Annotated in this window: 23 protein-coding genes; 1 reads left to right on the top strand and 22 read right to left on the bottom strand. The window is 40.4% G+C overall.

Features of this window, described 5'->3' with window-relative positions; genetic code table 11:
* Positions 1–45: 45 nt before the first annotated feature.
* The 13 genes from B5D30_RS13465 to B5D30_RS03790 form a co-directional block, all read right to left on the bottom strand.
* Positions 46–219, bottom strand: coding sequence for a hypothetical protein (locus B5D30_RS13465; protein ID WP_159443193.1), 174 nt, complete (start codon positions 217–219; stop codon positions 46–48).
* Between the two features lie 54 nt (positions 220–273).
* A complete protein-coding gene (locus B5D30_RS03845; RefSeq protein ID WP_078806726.1) occupies positions 274–1,551 on the bottom strand; it encodes an ABC transporter permease in 1,278 nt (425 codons plus the stop codon).
* Complete coding sequence (locus tag B5D30_RS03840; protein WP_078806725.1) at positions 1,548–2,237, bottom strand: ABC transporter ATP-binding protein; 690 nt, start codon at positions 2,235–2,237, stop codon at positions 1,548–1,550. Before B5D30_RS03840 ends, B5D30_RS03845 begins: the two co-directional genes overlap by 4 nt.
* A gap of 244 nt (positions 2,238–2,481) precedes the next feature.
* Positions 2,482–2,739: a Txe/YoeB family addiction module toxin gene (locus B5D30_RS03835; protein WP_078806724.1), complete on the bottom strand. Its 258-nt coding sequence runs from the start codon at positions 2,737–2,739 to the stop codon at positions 2,482–2,484.
* A complete protein-coding gene (locus B5D30_RS03830) occupies positions 2,732–2,998 on the bottom strand; it encodes a type II toxin-antitoxin system Phd/YefM family antitoxin (RefSeq protein WP_078806723.1) in 267 nt (88 codons plus the stop codon). The genes B5D30_RS03835 and B5D30_RS03830 overlap by 8 nt, the downstream gene beginning before the upstream one ends.
* Positions 2,999–3,189: 191 nt before the next feature.
* The gene (gene deoD, locus B5D30_RS03825) at positions 3,190–3,897 is read right to left on the bottom strand and encodes a purine-nucleoside phosphorylase (protein WP_078806722.1); all 708 of its coding nucleotides are present in this window, start codon (positions 3,895–3,897) and stop codon (positions 3,190–3,192) included.
* Positions 3,898–3,937: 40 nt separating this feature from the next.
* Positions 3,938–4,756 carry a purine-nucleoside phosphorylase gene (locus B5D30_RS03820; RefSeq protein ID WP_078806721.1) on the bottom strand — a complete coding sequence of 273 codons (819 nt, stop codon included), beginning with the start codon at positions 4,754–4,756 and terminating at the stop codon, positions 3,938–3,940.
* An 11-nt stretch (positions 4,757–4,767) separates the two neighbouring features.
* Positions 4,768–5,976, bottom strand: coding sequence for a phosphopentomutase (locus tag B5D30_RS03815; RefSeq protein WP_078806720.1), 1,209 nt, complete (start codon positions 5,974–5,976; stop codon positions 4,768–4,770).
* Positions 5,977–6,147: 171 nt separating this feature from the next.
* A complete protein-coding gene (locus B5D30_RS03810; RefSeq protein WP_078806719.1) occupies positions 6,148–6,450 on the bottom strand; it encodes an LPXTG cell wall anchor domain-containing protein in 303 nt (100 codons plus the stop codon).
* Between the two features lie 204 nt (positions 6,451–6,654).
* Positions 6,655–7,806, bottom strand: a complete 1,152-nt coding sequence (fucO, locus tag B5D30_RS03805; protein ID WP_078806718.1) for a lactaldehyde reductase — start codon at positions 7,804–7,806, stop codon at positions 6,655–6,657.
* Positions 7,807–7,978: 172 nt separating this feature from the next.
* On the bottom strand, positions 7,979–9,763 hold the full coding sequence (locus B5D30_RS03800; protein ID WP_078806717.1) for an L-fucose isomerase: 1,785 nt from the start codon (positions 9,761–9,763) through the stop codon (positions 7,979–7,981).
* 23 nt (positions 9,764–9,786) lie between these two features.
* Complete coding sequence (locus B5D30_RS03795) at positions 9,787–11,247, bottom strand: rhamnulokinase (RefSeq protein ID WP_078806716.1); 1,461 nt, start codon at positions 11,245–11,247, stop codon at positions 9,787–9,789.
* Between the two features lie 25 nt (positions 11,248–11,272).
* Positions 11,273–11,965, bottom strand: a complete 693-nt coding sequence (locus B5D30_RS03790; protein WP_078806715.1) for a class II aldolase/adducin family protein — start codon at positions 11,963–11,965, stop codon at positions 11,273–11,275.
* Between the two features lie 308 nt (positions 11,966–12,273).
* Between B5D30_RS03790 and B5D30_RS03785 the strand changes: the two genes are divergently transcribed.
* Complete coding sequence (locus B5D30_RS03785; RefSeq protein WP_159443192.1) at positions 12,274–13,026, top strand: DeoR/GlpR family DNA-binding transcription regulator; 753 nt, start codon at positions 12,274–12,276, stop codon at positions 13,024–13,026.
* Between the two features lie 35 nt (positions 13,027–13,061).
* Here B5D30_RS03785 and hisE read toward each other — a convergent pair whose 3' ends face one another.
* The 9 genes from hisE to B5D30_RS03740 all read right to left on the bottom strand — a co-directional run bounded on the left by hisE (position 13,062) and on the right by B5D30_RS03740 (position 20,036).
* Positions 13,062–13,376 (bottom strand): phosphoribosyl-ATP diphosphatase, encoded by a 315-nt coding sequence (hisE, locus tag B5D30_RS03780; protein ID WP_078806744.1) that lies wholly within the window; start codon positions 13,374–13,376, stop codon positions 13,062–13,064.
* Between the two features lie 20 nt (positions 13,377–13,396).
* Positions 13,397–13,729 carry a phosphoribosyl-AMP cyclohydrolase gene (gene hisI / locus B5D30_RS03775; protein ID WP_078806713.1) on the bottom strand — a complete coding sequence of 111 codons (333 nt, stop codon included), beginning with the start codon at positions 13,727–13,729 and terminating at the stop codon, positions 13,397–13,399.
* Positions 13,726–14,631: an EamA family transporter gene (locus B5D30_RS03770; protein WP_200806708.1), complete on the bottom strand. Its 906-nt coding sequence runs from the start codon at positions 14,629–14,631 to the stop codon at positions 13,726–13,728. The genes hisI and B5D30_RS03770 overlap by 4 nt, the downstream gene beginning before the upstream one ends.
* A 13-nt stretch (positions 14,632–14,644) precedes the next feature.
* Entirely contained in the window at positions 14,645–15,400 is a 756-nt protein-coding gene (gene hisF / locus B5D30_RS03765; protein ID WP_078806711.1) for an imidazole glycerol phosphate synthase subunit HisF, read from the bottom strand.
* Complete coding sequence (gene hisA, locus B5D30_RS03760; RefSeq protein WP_078806710.1) at positions 15,394–16,125, bottom strand: 1-(5-phosphoribosyl)-5-[(5-phosphoribosylamino)methylideneamino]imidazole-4-carboxamide isomerase; 732 nt, start codon at positions 16,123–16,125, stop codon at positions 15,394–15,396. The genes hisF and hisA overlap by 7 nt, the downstream gene beginning before the upstream one ends.
* Positions 16,122–16,730, bottom strand: a complete 609-nt coding sequence (hisH, locus tag B5D30_RS03755; protein WP_078806709.1) for an imidazole glycerol phosphate synthase subunit HisH — start codon at positions 16,728–16,730, stop codon at positions 16,122–16,124. Before hisH ends, hisA begins: the two co-directional genes overlap by 4 nt.
* On the bottom strand, positions 16,731–17,315 hold the full coding sequence (gene hisB, locus B5D30_RS03750) for an imidazoleglycerol-phosphate dehydratase HisB (protein ID WP_078806708.1): 585 nt from the start codon (positions 17,313–17,315) through the stop codon (positions 16,731–16,733).
* A gap of 13 nt (positions 17,316–17,328) precedes the next feature.
* Positions 17,329–17,889: a pyridoxamine 5'-phosphate oxidase family protein gene (locus B5D30_RS03745; protein ID WP_234984617.1), complete on the bottom strand. Its 561-nt coding sequence runs from the start codon at positions 17,887–17,889 to the stop codon at positions 17,329–17,331.
* A 458-nt stretch (positions 17,890–18,347) separates the two neighbouring features.
* Positions 18,348–20,036 (bottom strand): hypothetical protein, encoded by a 1,689-nt coding sequence (locus B5D30_RS03740; protein WP_078806706.1) that lies wholly within the window; start codon positions 20,034–20,036, stop codon positions 18,348–18,350.
* Position 20,037 lies beyond the last annotated feature (1 nt).

Raw genomic sequence — 20,037 nt, 5'->3', positions numbered from 1 at the left:
TCTACTTCATTTTACCGACTTTTGCTTCTTTTTTCAAGACTTAGCTCATTTATTTTGGAGCAAGTGTGTGAATTTCCACATTGCAAAACCTACAATTACTGCAACAAATGCAACCGGCACTTCCCAGCAAGTCAGCATTCCCTCCATGCCGACAACGAACCATGCTACAAAAAACCAAAGAAGAAATAAAACTAAAACTATCCCACGTATTCCTCTCATTTATTTTCCCCCATATAATTTGAGGCTACTACTTTTCAATAGTAGCCCCTATTTTTATTCTGAACGCAATGCTTCAATCGGATCAAGTTTTGCTGCTCTTCTTGCTGGCAATGCTCCTGCAAGGAATGCGATGAACATGATTAAAGCAATAATGACAACGCTTGGTATAATTTGGAATTGAATCAACGTTAATTGCGGCAAGTCTTTTAAGAACGTATCGCCTGCAAGTGTGTTAATAATTGACCCCATTCCCATTGCTCCAAGAAGTCCTAGTGCTGAACCGAAGAAACCAATCAAACTTGCTTCCCAGCTAAAGATTGAAAATACTTTCCCTTTGCTCAAACCTAATGCTTTCATCAAGCCAATTTCACGTGTACGCTCTTGTACGGACATGAATAGAGTGTTGACAATCCCGAATGTCGCTGCAATTAACGCAATTACACCGAACAAGATTAACCCTGTTGTTATTGCATTCACAAAAATTAAGATTGATTTGATTTGGTCGTCAAACGTCATAGCGATATAGCCTGCTTTTTCGATTTTTTCTTTCACTTCTTCTGTCTCATCTACACTTTTCGCTACAACTAACAACGCTGGAGAACCTGTCTTCATCGCCTCAGGCATTCCTTTTTGGTTAAACTCAATCACGTCTTTTGAAAATTTCTCATTAATATAAGAACTCCCACCTACCAAGGAATTTTTCTCTTGCACACCAACAACTGTCGCAATGAACTCTTTTACTTCACCTGTTGCAGATTTTGCCTCAAATGTGACTTTTTCTCCGATTGCATCTTTGGCATTTTTATAACCAAGTGCCTTTACATAGTCCTCGTCAAATGAAATTTGATTCTCTTTGGCTTTGTAATCCACTTTTTTCCCTGCAATCATTTTCGTGTTTAAACTTGGTAAAACAGTCGTTACAGAAATTTCATATTTCTCGCCGTTATTTCCTTCGATATACTCGAATGCAGCATCTGTTGATGTTTCAACACGTTTGACACCTTTGATTTTTTCTAGTTTTTTAATGTCTTTTTCGTTCAACTGCACAACAGAATTGCCCATAAAATCACTTTTCCCACTTTCAGGGTTGTATTTGTTTGGTCCTTCTTGAGTTGGGTCTAATCCTTCTTGTTTTGCCATGACTTGAATCAAGTCTTTCGCTCCAATACCCCCAACTTGCGTGTTAATAAACTCATTCACCCCGATATTGATCCCTTCGGTCAACGCAATGGTAAACGATCCGATAAAGACGGCTAACACTGTTAAAATTGTACGAACTTTATTTCTCCATAGATTGCTTACTGCTGTACTTAAAATATCTGTTAGTTTCATTTTACTTCCCCACTTCCTACGACTTCTCCGTCTTTGATGAAAATTTGACGGTCACATTTCTCAGCCAATTCGTTGTCATGCGTTACGATAATTAAAGTAATTCCTTGATTTCGGTTCAAATCAAAGAGCATTTGCTCTACTTTTTCACCTGTGACAGAATCTAGATTTCCAGTTGGTTCGTCGGCAAAAATAATATCTGGATTGTTCACCAATGCACGTGCAATACACACACGTTGTTTTTGCCCACCTGATAAGTCTTTCCCTTTATTTTTTGCTTTATCGTCCAATTCTACGGCACGCAAGGCATCCATTGCTTTTCGAGTACGCTCCGCTTTTTTCACTCCTGCGATTTTTAGTGGCAAAGCAACGTTTTCAAGCACTGTTTCTCTTGCATTTAAGAAAAATTGTTGGAAAACAAAGCCAAAACTATCATTTCTAAGAGTGTCGAGCTTTTTCCCTTTGAAATTGCTCACGTCCTCACCATTTAAAAGAACACTTCCTCCTGTTTGCTTGTCCATTAGTGAAAGAATGTGCATAAGCGTTGATTTCCCTGAACCACTTTTCCCAATAATTGCAACACTTTCTCCTTTTTCAATTGCAATATCAACACCTTTGAGTGCCATAAATTTCGCTTCTTTTGTACCATATTGTTTGGTTACAGCTTTTGTTTCGATTGCATACGTCATTTTGTTTCTCCTTCTTTTTTTATTTTCCTTAGCTAAACCTAAGAGTATCTCTAAAAATTCACGCTTATCCAAAATTACTATTTTTTCTTAACAGGAGTTTTTAGAACATTTCTTAATTAACCACTTTTATAGAATACCATAGTTTGCCATTTTCTCATCAGTCTTTGGACTGAACTTCACATACGGTTGAAGGATGAATTTTCAGAAAAATAGCGGATAGCTCTAAAAGACCACTACATATAAATTACTCGTAGTGGTCTTTTAAAGAGATTAAATAAATAGTTCTTTCATCGAACATATACACCATTCTATTTTTCTCATCAATTCTTCTTGACCATGCCCCTTGATAAATGTGTTTCAATGGCTCTGGTTTCCCGATTCCTTCGAAAGGGTTTCTTGCAATGTCGTTGATTAATCTATTGATTTTCTTCAATGTCTTTTTGTCTTGTGTTTGCCAGTAAAGATACTCTTCACATGCTTCTTTTGTGAAACTTTTATTCATCTTCAACCTCAATCAAATCGTGATTTGCTGTTTTCCCAAGGCGAACTTGTTCCATACCTTTCATAATCTTATCTGACAAATACGGATTACTCATGACATAAAGTGTTTCTTGCAACGAATCCCATTCCGCCTTTGATACGACAACAACATTTTCGTCTGGGTTTTTATTCACAACGATCAAAGGTTCCATATTTTCATTCACTTGACGAAAATAAGCCTTCATTTTATTGCGAAAATTTGAATAAACAACTGCTTCCATGTCGTCACACCACCTCTCATACCTTTGTCATTGTTGTATCATATATTGTTCAACTATTCAAACGAAGACTTTCCATTATAATGAACGAAATTCAGCACGTGCCTTTTTTTCGTGAATTGGTCAAAAGTATATACGGCACCTCTAAAAAAACGAATTGCCAAAAGTCATCAGCAATTCGTTTGTAAGTATCTTTATTCTGCAATTAACGTTTCTAAACCAACTAACATCATGTCTTTAAATGAAGTTTGACGTTCTTCGGCTGTGGTTTCTTCGCTTGTTACGAGAGAATCTGAAATGGTCATAATTGCTAAGGCTTGCACATGGTATTTTTTCGCCAAGTAGTAGAGAGCAGCTGCTTCCATTTCTACGGCAAGTACACCTTCTTGACCGAGCATGAGATTGTCCTCGAAAAAGTCGCTGTAAAATAAATCAGCCGAAAGAACAGGTCCCACGTGTGTTGGGAAATCATGTGCTTTTGCGATATTGTAGGCTTTGTAAAGCAATTCCCAATCGCTCGTTGCTGGAACGTCAGCGTGTCGCCAGTCGTTTTGGATAATGCGACTTGTCGTAGCACAACTTTGTGCCATAACTAAATCACGAACGTTCACTTTTTCGTTTAAACTTCCCGCTGTTCCTACACGAATCAATTTTCTTACGCCATATTCTTTGATAAGCTCCGTTGCGTAAATAGAAATGGACGGCATACCCATACCTGTTCCCATGACGGATACCTTCTCCCCTTTGTACGTGCCAGTAAATCCTAACATTCCACGCACATTATTGAATTGAACAGGATTATCCAAAAAGTTTTCTGCGATAAATTTTGCACGCAATGGATCTCCCGGTAATAAAATTTTGTCTGCAATTTCGCCTTTTTTGGCTTCAATGTGAATACTCATAATTCTCCTTCTCCTTATACATATACTTACTTTTTTATTGTTAAATAGCTTTTAACACTTCTTTCACAAGCATTTTGAATGTTTCTTTGACACGTTCTGTTGTTTCTACTACTTCTTCGTGATTGAGAGAAGATTGCATTCCAGCAGCTAGGTTCGTAATGCAAGAAATCCCTAGCACTCTCATTCCTGAATGGCGAGCAACGATTACTTCTGGTACGGTTGACATACCGACCGCACTCGCTCCAAGTGTACGTGCCATGCGAATTTCTGCTGGTGTTTCATACGTCGGACCAGTAAGCCCCATATATACTCCTTCTTGCAAAGGAATATTTAAATCTGTTGCGACTTTGCGAGTTGTCTCCATATATTCTGCATCATAGGCTTGGCTCATATCTGGGAAACGTGGTCCGATTTTTTCATCATTTGGTCCAATCAAAGGATTTGTTCCCATGAAATTCAGATGATCAGTAATAAGCATTAAATCTCCTGCTGTAAATTCTACATTCACCCCGCCTGCTGCATTCGTCACCAAAACGCTCTCCACACCAAGTGTTGCAAACACACGCACTGGGAAAGTAACCGAGGTCATCGGATACCCTTCGTAAAAATGGAAACGTCCTTGCATTGCCAAAACTTTCTTGCCAGAAAGCTCACCATATACAAGTTGCCCTGCATGACCTGCAACTGTCGACGTTGGAAAATTGGGAATCCCGTCATATTTGATGATTATTGCGTGTTCAATTTCTTCTGCCAACTCACCTAATCCACTTCCTAAAATAAGGGCAAAATCAACTTCTTCTACTCCTTGCTCACGCAAATATTTCGTTGTTTCGAGTAATTTTTCATGTAAATCGTTCATAACGTCCTCCATTATTTCAAGCTCGCTAAAAAGCTTTTTCCGTTTTCCGTTGCCGCCACTTCAAAGTTTTCTGCAATTGTTGCACTAATATCAGCATAGTGACCAACTGGCAATTCGCCACTTTCTTTGAATGATTTTGAGTAGACCAAAAGTGGCACATATTCTCGTGTGTGGTCACTTCCTGCGTACGTCGGATCATTTCCATGATCTGCTGTAATCATCAAGAGATCATCATCCTTCATTGCACGCATAATCTCTGGCAAGCGAGCATCAAATTCCTCAATTGCATTTGCGTAACCTTTCACATCACGTCTATGCCCAAACAACGCATCAAAATCTACTAAATTGGTAAAACTAAACCCTTTTTCAAACTCAGGCAATTGAATTGTTTCAAGCAAACGGTCAACGCCTGCCATATTGCTCGCCGTATGCCCCATGTCATGATTAATGCCTTGACCGTTGAAAATATCATGAATTTTTCCAACAGAATAAACATCAACATTCTGTTCTACAAGTGAGTCCATTACCGTTTTCCCAAATGGCGAAAGTGCGTAATCATGTCGCCCAGCAGTACGTGTAAACTCGCCATTTTCCGTGATAAACGGTCGAGCAATGATTCGCCCAATCATGTACGGAGCCTCTAGCGTAATCTTGCGGACATACTCACAAATTTTATACAATTCCTCAAGCGGAATCACTTCCTCATGTGCGGCAATTTGCAAGACAGGGTCAGCAGAAGTGTAGACAATCAACTCTCCACTCTCCACCTGCCGTTGACCGAAATCAGCTATCACTTGCGTGCCTGAGTAGGGCTTGTTTGCCTCACGAATAATTTTTCTCCCTGAAAAGTCCTCGATTTTTTGGAGCAATTCCTCTGGAAAACCGTCTGGAAACACTTGGAAAGGCGTTTGAATGTTCAAGCCCATAATTTCCCAATGCCCTGTCATAGTGTCTTTTCCTCTTGAGATTTCCTCTAGCTTGGTCGCATAACCTTGGTGGTTTTCAATTTTCGCCACCCCTTTGAGAGCAACTTCACGTGGAATCATTCCAAGACCAAGTTGTTCCATATTTGGCACTGTCAACCCTGCGGTTTCTGCGATATGACCGAGCGTATCACTGTTCGTGTCGTCTACGTCATGATTGAAAAATTGAGCCGCATCAGGAGCTGCACCAATGCCAACAGAGTCCATTACTACTAGGTGAACACGTTTGAATTTCATGTTTTCAACTTCTTTCTTTAAAGCTCTCTAAAACTTTTTTGCACTGCACATTTTTAGAAAACTTTTATTCGTTATCTGTTTCATATGACAAGAGTTACTTATCATTTCCTATCCTATTTTAACACTCAAACGAGTTAAAATCATGTTTTTTATCACCCGTTACATGAAACTTTATATATAGTCGCCTTCCCTCTTTTTCTTTCGTCTCACCAAGAAAAACACCCCCACAAGAACCGTCCCCACCAAACACCAACCAATCCTCATAATTTCATTCGTGCTTGGCAAAAGATTTCGTGAAACTTTTTGCTCCACACCGTTTGTATTTGGGAGATTGCCTCGTTGTTTGTTGTAGTAAATGGCTTTTTCCTGTGAAACATTTTCTTCTTCTCCATTTTTATTTGGCAAATGGAGCATGATTTCTTTTGTGACATCAAGTGGAATTTCTGCTACGATTTCGCTTGAGGCTTCAAGCATATATCCGCTCGGTGCTTCTATTTCCTTAAATTTGTACGTTCTTTTTATTTCCCCCCTAAAAATATCAAAGTTCGATTTTCACAATTTATTCAAAAAAACAATCCCGAACAAAAACTACTCTATTAAAAAATGAACGACAAAAAAGCCAACTTCCTTTACAAAAAGCTGGCTAATTATTTTACGTTTTATTAAAATCTACTAATTTTACATCAAACTTGTGTAAAGCTCAATGATTTCTTCCAAGTTCGTTTCTCTTGGATTTCCCGGAGTACACACATCACGCAAAGCGTCTTGGGCGATTTGTGGAATGTCCTCTGCTTTTACACCAAGTTCTGAAATCGTTGCTGGAATCCCTACGTCCTTACTCAAGCTATCAATTGCACTACAAGCTGCATTACGCACGTCTTCAAGAGAGAGTGTATCTGCATTTTCAATGTTTAAAACACGAGCAATATCACGATATTTTTCCCCTGTAAAATCTTTATTGTACTTCATAATTGTTGGCAAAAGAGAAGCACACGCTACTCCGTGAGGAATGTTGTACCATGCTGAAAGTGGGTGAGCCATACCATGCACAAGACCAAGTCCAACATTTGAAAAGCCCATGCCTGCGATATATTGTCCTAATGCCATTTCTTCACGTGCAGATTGCACACCGTTTACAGAATCCCTTAGTGAACGACCGATAATTTCAATTGCTTTAATGTGGAGCATATCCGTCATTTCCCATGCAGCTTGCGTAATATATCCCTCAATCGCATGAGTCATAGCGTCCATTCCTGTTGCAGCGGCAAGGGATTTTGGCATACCCATCATCATGTCGCTGTCAACAAATGCTACGATTGGAATGTCGTGTGGGTCAACACAGACAAATTTGCGGTGATTTTCTTCATCTGTAATCACGTAGTTAATCGTTACTTCGGCAGCTGTTCCAGAAGTCGTTGGTACAGCCAAAATAGGTAAGCAAGGTTTTTTCGTTGCTGCTACACCCTCAAGACTGATAACATCTGAAAACTCTGGATTGGTCACAATAATTCCAATTGCTTTTGCAGTATCAATCGGAGAACCTCCCCCGATTGCGATAATGCAGTCTGCTCCACTATTTTTAACAAATTCAACTCCGTCTTTTACGTTTTGAATCGTAGGATTTGGCACGATACCGTCGTAAACTTCATAGTCTACACCAGCTTCGTCAAGCAATGTTGTTACATTTGTTGCTACTTCAAATTTGATTAAATCTTTATCCGTTACAACGACCGCTTTTTTGAACCCTCGTGCGTTAAATTCTGGGGCAATACTTTCAATTGCTCCTTTTCCAAAATAAGATGTTTCGTTTAAAATTATACGATTTGGCATTTTTTACTCTCCTTTGTTTTTTTCTTTTATTCTACTCTTGTCAGAAAACGATTTCAATATCTTTTTTTATTCTTACTGTATCAGATTTACAGTTTTTTGATTGTGAAACGAATAACTTTTTCTGCAAAGGAACAAAGAGAGGGACTTTCCCCTACTCCTTGTTCGTTTTTCTTTACTTATATAATGGGCCAAATGTTTCACAAACTTTGAAATCTACTGCCTCTAAATCTTTTGTTCCAAAGCCGTCAAATAGACTTGGGCGGAAGATTTTTTCTCTTGGTACATTGTGCAGGGCTACTGGGATACGGAGCATACTTGCAAGTGTGATAATTTCCGCTCCAATGTGGCCATGCACACTCGCACCATGGTTACTTCCCCAATGATTCATTACGTCATAGACTGTTTCAAAACCTTGTTCTCCCAAACGAGGGGCAAACCAAGTAGTCGGCCATGTCTTATCTGTTCGCTCATCAAGTGCTGTATGCACATCCTCTTCTAGCACACAAGTGTAGCCTTCGGCAATTTGAAGAGTAGGACCTACACCGTCCACCATGTTAATGCGAATCATCGTAATTGGCATTTCAGCATCCGTTTTGAAGTGAGAGGAGAATCCGCCACCACGGAAATATTCATAGTTTGCTCGACACCAATCTGTCGCTTTCAAACACGCTTGAATGTCCTCTTCGGTCATATTCCAAAATTCTTTCATTGTGCCGTTGCCATTTTCATCTTTTGCTGCTGCACTGCCGTCAAGTGCTGAGGCACCAGAGTTAATCAAATGAAGAACACCGTCTTTTGCTTTTCCGCTCAATTCTTTCCCTGTCACACGTTTTACCGCCTCTGGACTCCAGTAAGTACGCACATCTGAGAAAATTGGTGCTTTATTCGTAAGCAGAGTGCCAAACAACATAGAAGCACCGTTTAACGTGTCGTTTTCCGTTGCAAAAGCGGTCACTTTTCTCGCACCATTCCAGTCAAAAGTTGATGCCATAATCGCCTCAGTGAAATCTCCGTTTGGCAACCAATCTGTCCATTGTCTTTGCCCTTGGAACCCTCCTGCAATCGCATTTCTACCACGACTTTCTTCTATCCAACCAAGTTCGGCTAATTTTTCATTTCCATACAAAATATCACGAATAATCAACGCTTGTTTGGCGATAAATGACCAATCTTCATCTGCAGGGACAACTTTTGATTTCGTAATAATCTCTGGAAATTCCTTCCCAGCATTAATATCTATGCCTTCTTTACAGTTTTCCTTTATCCAAGCGTATGCTTTTTCATATTCTTCTGGGTCGTAAATACCTAGTGTAATTCGGCGAAGAATTTCCGTCATATCGACAAAATCTACCCCCATACCTAAATATTCATTGAAGAATTTGCTGTCAACTTGACTTCCTGCAATCCCCATAGAGCTTGCACCAATATTGACATACGTTTTCCCTTTCATTTGTCCGACGGCAAATACACCTTTGGCAAAGCTCAAGATTTTTTCCTGCACATCTTCTGGGATAGAATTGTCATCCAAATCTTGCACGTCATGTCCGTAAATTTTGAATGCAGGATACCCTTTTTGTGCAAAACCAGCCATAGCTGCTGCCAAATAGACTGCTCCAGGGCGTTCTGTTCCGTTGAACCCCCAGATTGCTTTGATTGTATTTGCATCCATATCTACCGTTTCTGTTCCATAGCACCAACACGGTGTTACCGAAAGTGTACCGATAATATTTTGCCCAGAAAATTCATCTCGCACAATGCCAGCATCTCCACTTCCACCAATCGTGCGGCTTGCCACCACACATTGAACGGGAGTGCCGTCAGCATAACGTAAATTTTCCTCAATCAAATTCTTTGCGGCGATTGCCATCGCCATTGTTTTTTCCTCCAGCGACTCACGTACGCCCCCTTGACGACCGTCAATCGTAGGACGAATCCCGAGTTTTGGGTAGTTTTTCATTTGAAAATCCTCCGTTGTTAAATTTATTTATCACAAGCAATCACACGCTCATAAACCACTCCAAATTCTGCCCACTTCTCTATTTCTTCTGGTTGGTAGGCAATCGTTTCCTCAAGTGTGCTTACCCACTCACGTATTTTGTGAATATCCTCAAACACACCATGAGCCATGAGTTGAATGGCTAAATTGCCGATTGCTGTTGCCTCTTTTGGACCTGCTATCACTTTTTTGCCAGATGCGTTTGCGACCATTTGGCAAAGAATTTTCGCCTGCGAGCCTCCGCCAACGATATTGACCGTATCAAACGTGAAACCTGTCACTTCGCTAATTTCGTTGAAAACACCTCGATACTTCATCGCCAAACTCTCATAGGCTGAGCGGAAAAATTCTGCTGGTGTGTTTGGAGACGTTTGATTCGTTTTCTTCGCATACGCACGAATACGTTCAATCATGTCCCCCGGTGTCGCAAACATTTCATCATCTGTATCAAACAAACAAATAAATGCCTCCGCTTGTTGAGCCATTTCCGCTATTTCAGAGAAAGTAAATTCTTCTCCTCTTTCTTCAAAATTGCGTTTTAACTCCTGAACAATCCACAATCCTGTACAGTTTTTCAAAAATCTAGTCGTGCCGCCTTGACCTGTTTCATTTGAAAAATTGTATTCATAGGCTTTTTCGCTCAAAACAGGTTGCTCAAGTTCTGTACCAACAAGCGACCATGTGCCACACGAGATAAAAAGAAATCGCTCTTGTGCTGGCACGCTCACCACCGCACTTGCCGTGTCATGAGCGGAGATATTTAGCACTTCCACTTCTTGATTGATAAACTCACGTTTCACCTTGCCAAGATGATTGCCCTCTTGGACAATTTCTGGCAAAATCGTTGTAGGAATTTGCAATTTTTCAAGCAACTTGACATCCCACGTTTTCGTTTTTGAGTTCAACATTTGAGTGGTGGAGGCGATACTTACTTCTGCACGCTTTTTTCCTGTTAGCAAATAGTTGAACAAATCAGGCATCAAAAGAATATCCTTTGTCTTCTCTAGCAATTCTGGCTGTTGTTGTTTCAATGCCAGCAGTTGAAAAAGTGTGTTGATTTCCATTAATTGATTGCCTGTACGCTCGTAAAGTTCTTTGGAAGAAATGAACGTTTCTACTTCCTTCAACATTCCTTGCGTACGTGTGTCACGATAATGAACTGGTTTGCCCAAACAATTGCCTTCTTCGTCAATTAGCCCAAAATCCACACCCCACGTATCAATTGCAAGACTGTCAATTTCACACAAATCGCAAGCAAGCTCTAGCCCTTTTTTTATCTGCTCAAAAAGATAGTGCAAATCCCAATACAGCACGCCGTCCTGCTCAACAGGCACATTTGGAAAACGATGAATTTCTTCCATTTGAAAATCTTCGTCCTTGTAAACACCTAAAATCGCACGTCCAGATGAGGCTCCTAAATCAAATGCCAGTACGTTTTTTTGCATTTTCTTCCTCTTTCTACTATTGAGATTAATGATATTTCTTATACCCCGGGTGTTTTCCTGTTACTTTGTACCCTTCACGCATAGAGAAAAGTCTTTCTAACGTTTCACGTGGGATTTCTTGTTCTTCTACGTTGCCCACACCTAAGAGTAGTCTAGCATGAAATGTCGTATTTGCCACCAATTCTAATGTTTCCATACGGTAATAAGCGGTGATAATGTCGCTACCTATTGCTAAAGCACCATGGTTTTCCAATAATAGCACATCATGCTCTGGAAGATACGGAGCAATTGCCTCTGGCACTTCATTTGTTGACGGTGTGCCAAATGGTGTAATTGGAACAGAACCGATAATAATTGCATTTTCAATCAACGCATAGCTGTCAAGTGGTTTATGTGCCAAAGCAAATGCTGTCGCTACTGGTGGATGTGCATGAACAACTGAATTGACATCTTCACGCTCCTTATACACACGCAAGTGCATCTTGATTTCACTTGACGGACGATACCCCTCCGCCCCCTCTAGCACTTCGCATTGGTCATTGATTTTCAGCAATTTATCTGGCGTAATAAAACTTTTACTAATGCCTGTCGGTGTGCAAAGAAATGTCCCGTCCTCCAAACGTACCGATACATTTCCGTCATTGGCTGCCACCCAGCCTTTTTGCCACATTTTGTTACAAACATCGCAAATTTGTTCTTTAATCAATTGTTCATTCATTTTCTTTTGTAGTCTCCTTTAGCATTAAATATAACTCTTTTTAGAATATAGGTCTTTTAAAATTCCGAAGCTTCGTTTATCCGTCTTGCCTGCTATTCTTTTTTCCTTTGACACTATTATGCCGACTTTCTTTCCGTTTGTAAACGGTGTCAACAAAACTTGATGATTGTTCATTTTCTTTCGCTTTATTCGTTCAAAATGTTCATATTTGTTCACGTTTACGTTAAATATTATGGATTCTCATTGGTTTATAGTGTAATATGTTCATATATAGATTATTTATAGTTCAACGAGAGCGAGGAATTTTTATGGATATTGAGCAAACCAAAAAATTATTAGAAATTTTGCAAAGAAAAAAAGTAATGAAAACAAGTGAGCTACATAAAGAGCTATATTGTAGCATTTCAACGCTGAGACGTGCATTGATTCGTCTGGAACAGGTGGGAATTGTTGCCCGTGAGCATGGTGTAGTCAAGCTAATTAAAGAGCAAAACGTGGAATTTTCGAGCAATTATCGCTCTGGTGAGCATTTAGAGGAAAAAAAGTATATTTGCGAGTTGGCAAGTTTTTTCTTGACGGACAATTTAGCGATTTTCCTCGACTCTAGCACGACTGTTAGCCACCTTATTCCGCATTTGAGGAAATATCAAGGGTTAATTGTCATCACAAACGGCTTGAACATCGCCTCTCTTTTAGCCGATGAGGAAAATATGACCGTCTATGTCATTGGCGGTGAGCTGAAAAAACATTCTTCCTCCCTTTTTGGTGAATTGAGCGATCAATTTGTCGCCAATTTTCACACGGATCTCGCCTTTTTCTCTTGCCGAGGAATCAACGAAAATGGTCTCTACGAGGCAGATTCTAGGCAAGCAATGATGAAACGCAAGATGATTGAAAACAGCAAAAAAGCGATCTGCCTTTGCGACAGCAGTAAGATAAATACTTCACATTTCTTCAAACTAGCCGATTTCAAACAACTTGAGGCATTGATTACAAATGAGGCACTAAGCGAAGAATTAGAGGAGATTTTGGAGGCGGTAGGGTGTGAGTTGAGTTATTGAAAAACAACCACAAGAAATAATCCTGTGGTCATCAATCAATATTCCGTTATCTCCGCACGGTCTCGTGTGTTGGATTGTTTTCCCTCACGAGACTCCAACACTGCTTTCACATCACTTGGCGTTACTCCAACTTCCGCTAAGGCTACTAGCGTGTGAAAAAGTAGGTCGGCAGCTTCGTTTGCAAGTTCTTCTTTGTCTTGGTTTTTGGCAGCAAGGACAACTTCAGTCGCCTCTTCGCCTACCTTTTTCAAAATTTTGTCTAGTCCTTTTTCAAAAAGATAAGTCGTGTAACTTCCTTCTTTTGCATTCGACTTACGATTTAAAATGGTTTGGTACAATTCGTCAATCATTTGTTTTCCTCCTAGGATTTTCATTCAATTTCATTGAAAAAACAGCTTGTTGCTCCTGTGTGGCAAGCCGCACCACCGATTTGTTCAACACTAATCAAAAGCGTGTCACAGTCACAATCCGCTTTGATTGTTTTCACGTTTTGAAATGCTCCGCTTGTAGCTCCTTTGTGCCACAATTCATTGCGACTTCTCGAATAGAACCATGTTTGTTTCGTTTCCAGTGTTTTTTGGAAACTCTCCTCGTTCATATAAGCAAGCATGAGAACTTCTTTTGTTACATCATCAATAATAATCGTTGGAATTAATCCGCCTTGTTTGTCAAAATCAAGTGAGTAGTTTGTTTTTGTACTCATTTCACCTTTCCCTCCTCTCTTGCCAATAATAATACACTTGTAATAATCACGCCCATTGAGCTTAATGTTAAGAAATCTAGTTGACTTTGGAATAAAATCAACGATAAAATCGCTGCGAAAATCGGCTCACTTGCTGATGCTACACTGAAAACAAGTGCTGAGACGTAGGTGACCGATTTCATTGAGAAAAGAAACGGAATGGCTGTGCCAAGCACGGCAATGCCTAGTGCTAGAGAAATACTTACGATTTCTAACTTAAAGTCCACTCGCCAAAGTGGCTGAGCGATATTCATCACAATTCCCGCCAGCAACATTCCCCAACCTGTCAAATTGACCGCAGAATAGCTTTGCAGTAGCTTTTTCGGGGCAATGGAATACGTCGCAACTCCAACGGCTGAGAGAACGCCGAAGAGGAGAGCGGGAAATGTAATGGTCATGGTGTCAAGTTTTCCATGCGTAATCATCAAAAACACGCCGAACATCGCCAGAAAGACGTAGAGAAGTGCCAAAACGCTCGGGCTCTTTCTTTTGAAAATTGCCATGTAGAGCATGATGAAAATAGGGCCTGTAAACTGAATCACCGTTGCCGTGGCGACATTTGAGTGTTGAATACAAAGATAATAGGTCAGCTGAACAAATAGCACGCCACCAATCGCATAGAAAAATAGTGTCGGATAATTCCGCTTATCTTTCCAAATGTCAAAAAAACGCTCGGGTTCACTTTTGAAACTGACAAATAGCAAAATGAAACTTGCAATGACCAGTCGCATGGACGTAATCCAAAGAGCATTGCCATGATAGTTTTCAAAGAAAATTTGTCCTAAAGTTCCTGAAATTGCCCACATCACACCTGCAGATAGGGCATAGAGGGTGCCGATTGCGACTCTTTTGCTTGTTTTCAAATTCTCCATATTATCAAATCCTTACCGCAATCCCATGCTCTTTCAACTCCTGTTTTACTTGCGGAATTGGTACTTCGCCGTAGTGGAAAATACTGGCGGCAAGGGCGGCGGTTGCTCCTGTTTGCTCAAAAACTTCGATGATATGCTCTGAATTACCCGCTCCACCACTGGCAATCACTGGCACGCTAACGGCATTGCAAATGGCTTGGAGTAATTCAATGTCGTATCCGTCCTTTGTGCCGTCCGCATCCATGCTGGTCAATAAAATTTCACCTGCACCTAAAGCAACTGCTTTTTTCGCCCATTCAATCGCATCAAGCCCCGTATCTCGTCTACCACCTGCAACGTAGACGTTCCACGAATTTCCATTCCTTTTGGCATCAATTGCCACTACGATACACTGCCTGCCAAACTTTTCCGCACCTTCGCTGATTAATTCAGGACGAGCAACTGCTGCTGAGTTGATAGAAATTTTATCTGCTCCAGCTTTTAGCATTGCCTGCATATCGTCTGTATTGCGAATCCCTCCGCCAATGGTAAAGGGGATAAACACCTCACGAGCGGTTCTTTCCACCATGTCAACCATTGTTTCTCGGTTGTCGCTTGTCGCTGTAATGTCGAGGAAAACTAATTCATCTGCTCCTTGTTCATTATACACACGAGCGACTTCGACAGGGTCACCTACATCTGTTAAATCTACAAAATTAATTCCTTTCACCACTCGACCATTCGTCACGTCTAAGCAGGGAATAATTCTTTTTGCTAACATGATTGCCCTCCTTGGATTTCCCTCATTTCCTCAAGTCCAATTTTTCCACTGTAAAATGCCTTACCAACAATTGCCCCGTCTACACCTGTTTTCATTAATTCTCTTAAATCTTCCACCGAGCTAACACCACCGCTTGCGATAATTTTCGTTGTTGGAAGGGCGGAAGTGAGTTTTTCATAATGAGCAACGCTAGGACCTGCAAGAGTACCGTCTTTTGAAATATCCGTGTAAATAATCGTTTGCACGCCAAGTTTCACCATTTCCTTGGCAAACGTAATATAATCGGTTTCTGCGACTTCTAGCCAGCCAGAAATTGCGACTTTTTCGTCTTTTGCGTCAATCCCAACCGCAATTTTTTCGCCGAATTTCTCAACTGCTTGCTTGACAAACTCTGGGTTTGTGAGAGCTGCTGAGCCGATAATAATGCGGTCAATTCCTTGATTAAGGTAATCTTCCACTTGCTCCATGCTCCGAATCCCTCCGCCGACTTCGACAAAAAGTCGGGGATTCTCTTGCTTGATTTTGGCAATGAGCGGTGCATGAACTGCACGAGCTTCTAACGCTCCGTCTAGGTCTACCACGTGCAAGTATTTCATGCCACCTTCAGCAAATTCACGTGCTTGGGCAAGAGGTGTGGCATTGACAATCGTTTTTTGAGCGAAATCTCCCTGAAACAGACGAACCGCCTGAGAATCTTTTAAATCAATTGCTGGCAAAATATTCATGCGTACACTACCTCCTTGAATTTTTTCAAAATCCCTAATCCTACCGTACTTGATTTTTCTGGGTGAAATTGTGCTCCATAGACATTCCCGTTGCGAATCATGGCAGGGACGGGTATCGAGTAATTCGCTACGGCATTGATGTATTCTTTTTCACAATCTGCATAGTAGGAGTGAACGAAATAGACATATTTGCTTTCCAAATTTTCAGTTAAGGGGCTTTTGTTCGTTATGATGAGTTCATTCCAGCCCATATGTGGCACAGGAAACCCTTCTTTGTCTGGAATCGCACGGCATTTCCCTTTGATAAAACCGAGTCCTTCGGTATAACTATGCTCGTAAGACCCCTCCAAAAGTAGCTGCATTCCTAGACAAACACCTAAAAGTGGTTTTCCATTTGCGACTTCTTCTTTTAGCACGTCAATAAGATTTCGCTTGCGAAGTTCTTCCATTGCAAGAGGAAAAGCTCCTACTCCCGGCAAAATCAAGCCGTCCGCATTTCTTATCACTTCAGCGTCACTTGTCAACACATTTTCCACACCGATTGCGTGCAGAGCTTTGGCAACATTTTTGGTGTTTCCTGTGTCGTAGTCAATAATTGCAATCATTTACAGCACCCCTTTTGTCGAATTTACTCCTTTAATTTCAGGATTTATTGTAATTGCCTCACGTAATGCACGTCCTGTCGCTTTAAACAAACTTTCAATTTTATGATGTGTATTTTTTCCATGCAAAATTTTCAAATGTAAATTCATTTGCAAATTAAAAGCAAGTGCTTGGAAAAATTCTTCGGCTAACTCGGTGTCAAATGCTCCGAGTTTTGGATTGTCAAATGTTGCATCAAACACTAAATAACTTCTACCTGACAAATCCAAACTTGCCATTCCAAGTGTTTCGTCCATTGGCACAAAACTTGTTCCGTAGCGGTTAATGCCAATTTTCTCACCAAGCGACTCACGAATCGCCTGACCTAATGCAATGCCCACATCTTCAACAGTATGGTGGCTATCCACGTGCAAATCTCCGTCAACTTCAACTACGAGCGAAATCCTCGAGTGAACGGCGAACAATGTCAGCATATGGTCGAAAAAGCCCACACCTGTATTGATTTCAACAGGTGACTGTTCATCTAAATTCACTTTCAGGCTAATTTTTGTTTCAAACGTATCTCTTTTGATTGTTGCATTTCTCATTTGATTTCCTCCGTTATTTTCTCTTCGCTTTCCCGCTTATGCTCTCAATTGAAATCTTAAACACTCGGGTGGCTTTCGTCATTTTGGCAAGGTATTCTCTGCCCTCTGCCAAATAATCGGCAGAATATTTTTCAATCAAACTGTAAAGAGCTTTTTCTTTTTCGCTATCGACTGCCTCGGAAATTTTCCCGAAACAAATGGCACTTTCATAGTTTGTGCCAAATTTTTCTGGGAGAACTTCTGTGTCGCCTACAACTGTAAAAGACACTTTTTCACAAAATGAAAAATTTTCTATTTTATGCCCGCTTCTAGCACCATGAATATAAATCGCTCCGTCAATATAAGCATAATTCAACGGAATCCCATAAGGATAGCCATTTTCACCAATGGTAGAAAGCACACCATATTCTTGATTTTCAATCACTTTAATCGTCTCATCAAGTGAAAGTTCTCGGTCAACTCTTCTCATTCTTGCTCCTTTGCTTAGTTGTGAGGGGCTGGAGTTTGGCAACTGTTCGCTGTGCCGCTCGAAACTTGCGTTTCGGAGCAAGTAAACGGCACGGCTCACTGCCACAGACTTCAAAACGCCCCTCTCGCTTTTATTTTATCTAGCTACGAGGGGCTGAAGTTTGGCAACTGTTCGCTGTGTCGCTCGCAACTTGCGTTGCGATGCTAGTCTTTCAAGAATCTTTGATTCTTAGAAAGACTGTATGCGAAACAAAGTGTAGCAGTAAATAAACGACACGGCTCACTGTTGCAAACTTCAAAACGCCCCGCTCCGCTTTTATTTTATCTAGCTACGAGGGGCTGGAGTCTGGCAACTGCTCTCAATGTCGCTTGAAGCTTCGCTTCAAGTAAATGAACGACATAGTTCGCTGTTGCAGACTCCAGAACGCCCCGCTCCGCTTTTATTTTATCTAGCTGCGAGGGGCTGAAGTTTGGTGGCTGTTCGCAGTGCCGCTCGAAACTGCGTTTCGAGTAGATAAACGGCACGGCTCACTGCCACAAACTTCAAAACGCCCCTCTCCGCTTTTATTTTAGCCTAAATGTTTGTGGGGCTTTTTTTTGTACGGTGATGAAACCTACAATTACATAAAGTACGATGACAATCGAGACGACTGCTACATAGAGAACTTTGTTGCTGAACAATGTTTGAAAATTGTAGTTTTGAATACAAAATAAATAAAAAGCACCGTTGATAAACGAAAATATTGGATTTTTCGACAGTCCTTCTTTGTCAAATGGCTGTAAAATATAGTATAAAAACAGCTCATGAAACGAGAATAGCAGATTAACTGCAACCCCATAAAAGAGAATTAATGCCAATCCCCCCATAGAAATTTGTTTTCCAAAGAGGAAAATGATCGTGAATATATTAATCAACAATCCTAAAACAATCGGTGTGTTCAAAATAAACGATTGTTTCAATCGATCAGCAAAACTCTGTAAAATCGCTTGTTTCGTGCGATAAAATGGATAGTTGAGCATCGCTTTGTCACATCTTAAATAGTAAATACTCACGATTTCCTTGGATAAACTTGTTAGATATAGCACAACGAATAGACTTGGCAAAAACACATATACGTCTTTTTCGCTTACAGTAACTGCACCCGTTGCATGAGTAAATTTTAGGTAAAGGTAACCCACAATCACTACGAGAAAAAGAGCGACTAACGCAGCTAAACGGTAAAACAATTTCTTTTTGAAAATTTTCGAATAGCGTTTGAAAAGCAAGTGATTGAGCAATTGCCCTCCGCTATAACGCTCGAAAATTTCTTGTTCATTTGTCGCTTCAATTTTTTGGCTTGATTTTTCAGCAGCCGTAAACCCCATGTTTTGATTTCCCAATTTGGCAAATACTTCCTCAGTGTAGGCTTTTTTGATGAAAATTCTTTCGATAAATTCATTCGTAAATCCTAGTTTCGTTGCCTTAAAAGAAGTTAGAATCGCTAAAACCAAGGAAATCCATGTAAGCACACCTGTCCATTGCATAGAGACAACTACCGTACAATACACAGTGATTGCGAAATAAAGCATTGTTAATGCCCCTGTGAAAATCCAACGCATAAATTTTCCGTGAAGAAAGTCAATCACTTTTATCCAAAAATGCTGAGCTACTAAGATCATGCTCAAGTTTAGCAAGAGCAGGCGAAGGACAATTGGCACAACGATTGCCACAAAAACATGGCGATACCCCAAGCCTAAAATCAAAAATGGCAACACATAGGCAAGTGAGCTCGTCACTAAATCCATGCGATAAAATTTCACAAGTGTCTCTTGATAAGACAGGCGGTAACGTTTGGCAAAATCAATGTTTTTGAACATTTTCCCATTTGACGCAACGATAAAATCCATTTGCCAAAATAGACAAAATAAGAAAAAAATCGTTATTGTCCAATGAAAAATTTCTGGTGCAGCAAACTGAAATGAGTCGTTTGTCTCTTTATCCATATTGCGGACGATAGTAACCACATTATAGACGATAGCTGAAACGCCCCATGTAACCAGCACTTGAAGTGATTTATTAAACACTATTACTGGCAACTTGAGCCATTTCAAAATCACTGTAAGTCCCGTTTTTAAATCATATGCTGCATAAAATTTTGGCGAAATGCTCTTTCCTATCAAAGGCACACGTCTTAGCCAAAACCAAAGTCCATTTAAAAATGTCGTTGCTTGAATTTGAGTGACTTTCAAGAAAAAATTAAGATAACCTTTCATT

The organism is Pilibacter termitis (assembly GCF_900167335.1).
Taxonomy (GTDB): domain Bacteria; phylum Bacillota; class Bacilli; order Lactobacillales; family Streptococcaceae; genus Pilibacter; species Pilibacter termitis.
This window is presented reverse-complemented; position numbering and strand designations above follow the sequence as displayed.

Excerpts from the sequence above, each read along its gene's own strand:
- B5D30_RS13465 (WP_159443193.1), bottom strand. The coding sequence starts at position 219 with ATGAGAGGAATACGTGGGATAGTTTTAGTTTTATTTCTTCTTTGGTTT.
- B5D30_RS03845 (WP_078806726.1), bottom strand. The coding sequence starts at position 1,551 with ATGAAACTAACAGATATTTTAAGTACAGCAGTAAGCAATCTATGGAGA.
- B5D30_RS03840 (WP_078806725.1), bottom strand. The coding sequence starts at position 2,237 with ATGACGTATGCAATCGAAACAAAAGCTGTAACCAAACAATATGGTACA.
- B5D30_RS03835 (WP_078806724.1), bottom strand. The coding sequence starts at position 2,739 with ATGAATAAAAGTTTCACAAAAGAAGCATGTGAAGAGTATCTTTACTGG.
- B5D30_RS03830 (WP_078806723.1), bottom strand. The coding sequence starts at position 2,998 with ATGGAAGCAGTTGTTTATTCAAATTTTCGCAATAAAATGAAGGCTTAT.
- deoD (WP_078806722.1), bottom strand. The coding sequence starts at position 3,897 with ATGAGTATTCACATTGAAGCCAAAAAAGGCGAAATTGCAGACAAAATT.
- B5D30_RS03820 (WP_078806721.1), bottom strand. The coding sequence starts at position 4,756 with ATGAACGATTTACATGAAAAATTACTCGAAACAACGAAATATTTGCGT.
- B5D30_RS03815 (WP_078806720.1), bottom strand. The coding sequence starts at position 5,976 with ATGAAATTCAAACGTGTTCACCTAGTAGTAATGGACTCTGTTGGCATT.
- B5D30_RS03810 (WP_078806719.1), bottom strand. The coding sequence starts at position 6,450 with ATGCTTGAAGCCTCAAGCGAAATCGTAGCAGAAATTCCACTTGATGTC.
- fucO (WP_078806718.1), bottom strand. The coding sequence starts at position 7,806 with ATGCCAAATCGTATAATTTTAAACGAAACATCTTATTTTGGAAAAGGA.
- B5D30_RS03800 (WP_078806717.1), bottom strand. The coding sequence starts at position 9,763 with ATGAAAAACTACCCAAAACTCGGGATTCGTCCTACGATTGACGGTCGT.
- B5D30_RS03795 (WP_078806716.1), bottom strand. The coding sequence starts at position 11,247 with ATGCAAAAAAACGTACTGGCATTTGATTTAGGAGCCTCATCTGGACGT.
- B5D30_RS03790 (WP_078806715.1), bottom strand. The coding sequence starts at position 11,965 with ATGAATGAACAATTGATTAAAGAACAAATTTGCGATGTTTGTAACAAA.
- B5D30_RS03785 (WP_159443192.1), top strand. The coding sequence starts at position 12,274 with ATGGATATTGAGCAAACCAAAAAATTATTAGAAATTTTGCAAAGAAAA.
- hisE (WP_078806744.1), bottom strand. The coding sequence starts at position 13,376 with ATGATTGACGAATTGTACCAAACCATTTTAAATCGTAAGTCGAATGCA.
- hisI (WP_078806713.1), bottom strand. The coding sequence starts at position 13,729 with ATGAGTACAAAAACAAACTACTCACTTGATTTTGACAAACAAGGCGGA.
- hisF (WP_078806711.1), bottom strand. The coding sequence starts at position 15,400 with ATGTTAGCAAAAAGAATTATTCCCTGCTTAGACGTGACGAATGGTCGA.
- hisA (WP_078806710.1), bottom strand. The coding sequence starts at position 16,125 with ATGAATATTTTGCCAGCAATTGATTTAAAAGATTCTCAGGCGGTTCGT.
- hisH (WP_078806709.1), bottom strand. The coding sequence starts at position 16,730 with ATGATTGCAATTATTGACTACGACACAGGAAACACCAAAAATGTTGCC.
- hisB (WP_078806708.1), bottom strand. The coding sequence starts at position 17,315 with ATGAGAAATGCAACAATCAAAAGAGATACGTTTGAAACAAAAATTAGC.
- B5D30_RS03740 (WP_078806706.1), bottom strand. The coding sequence starts at position 20,036 with ATGAAAGGTTATCTTAATTTTTTCTTGAAAGTCACTCAAATTCAAGCA.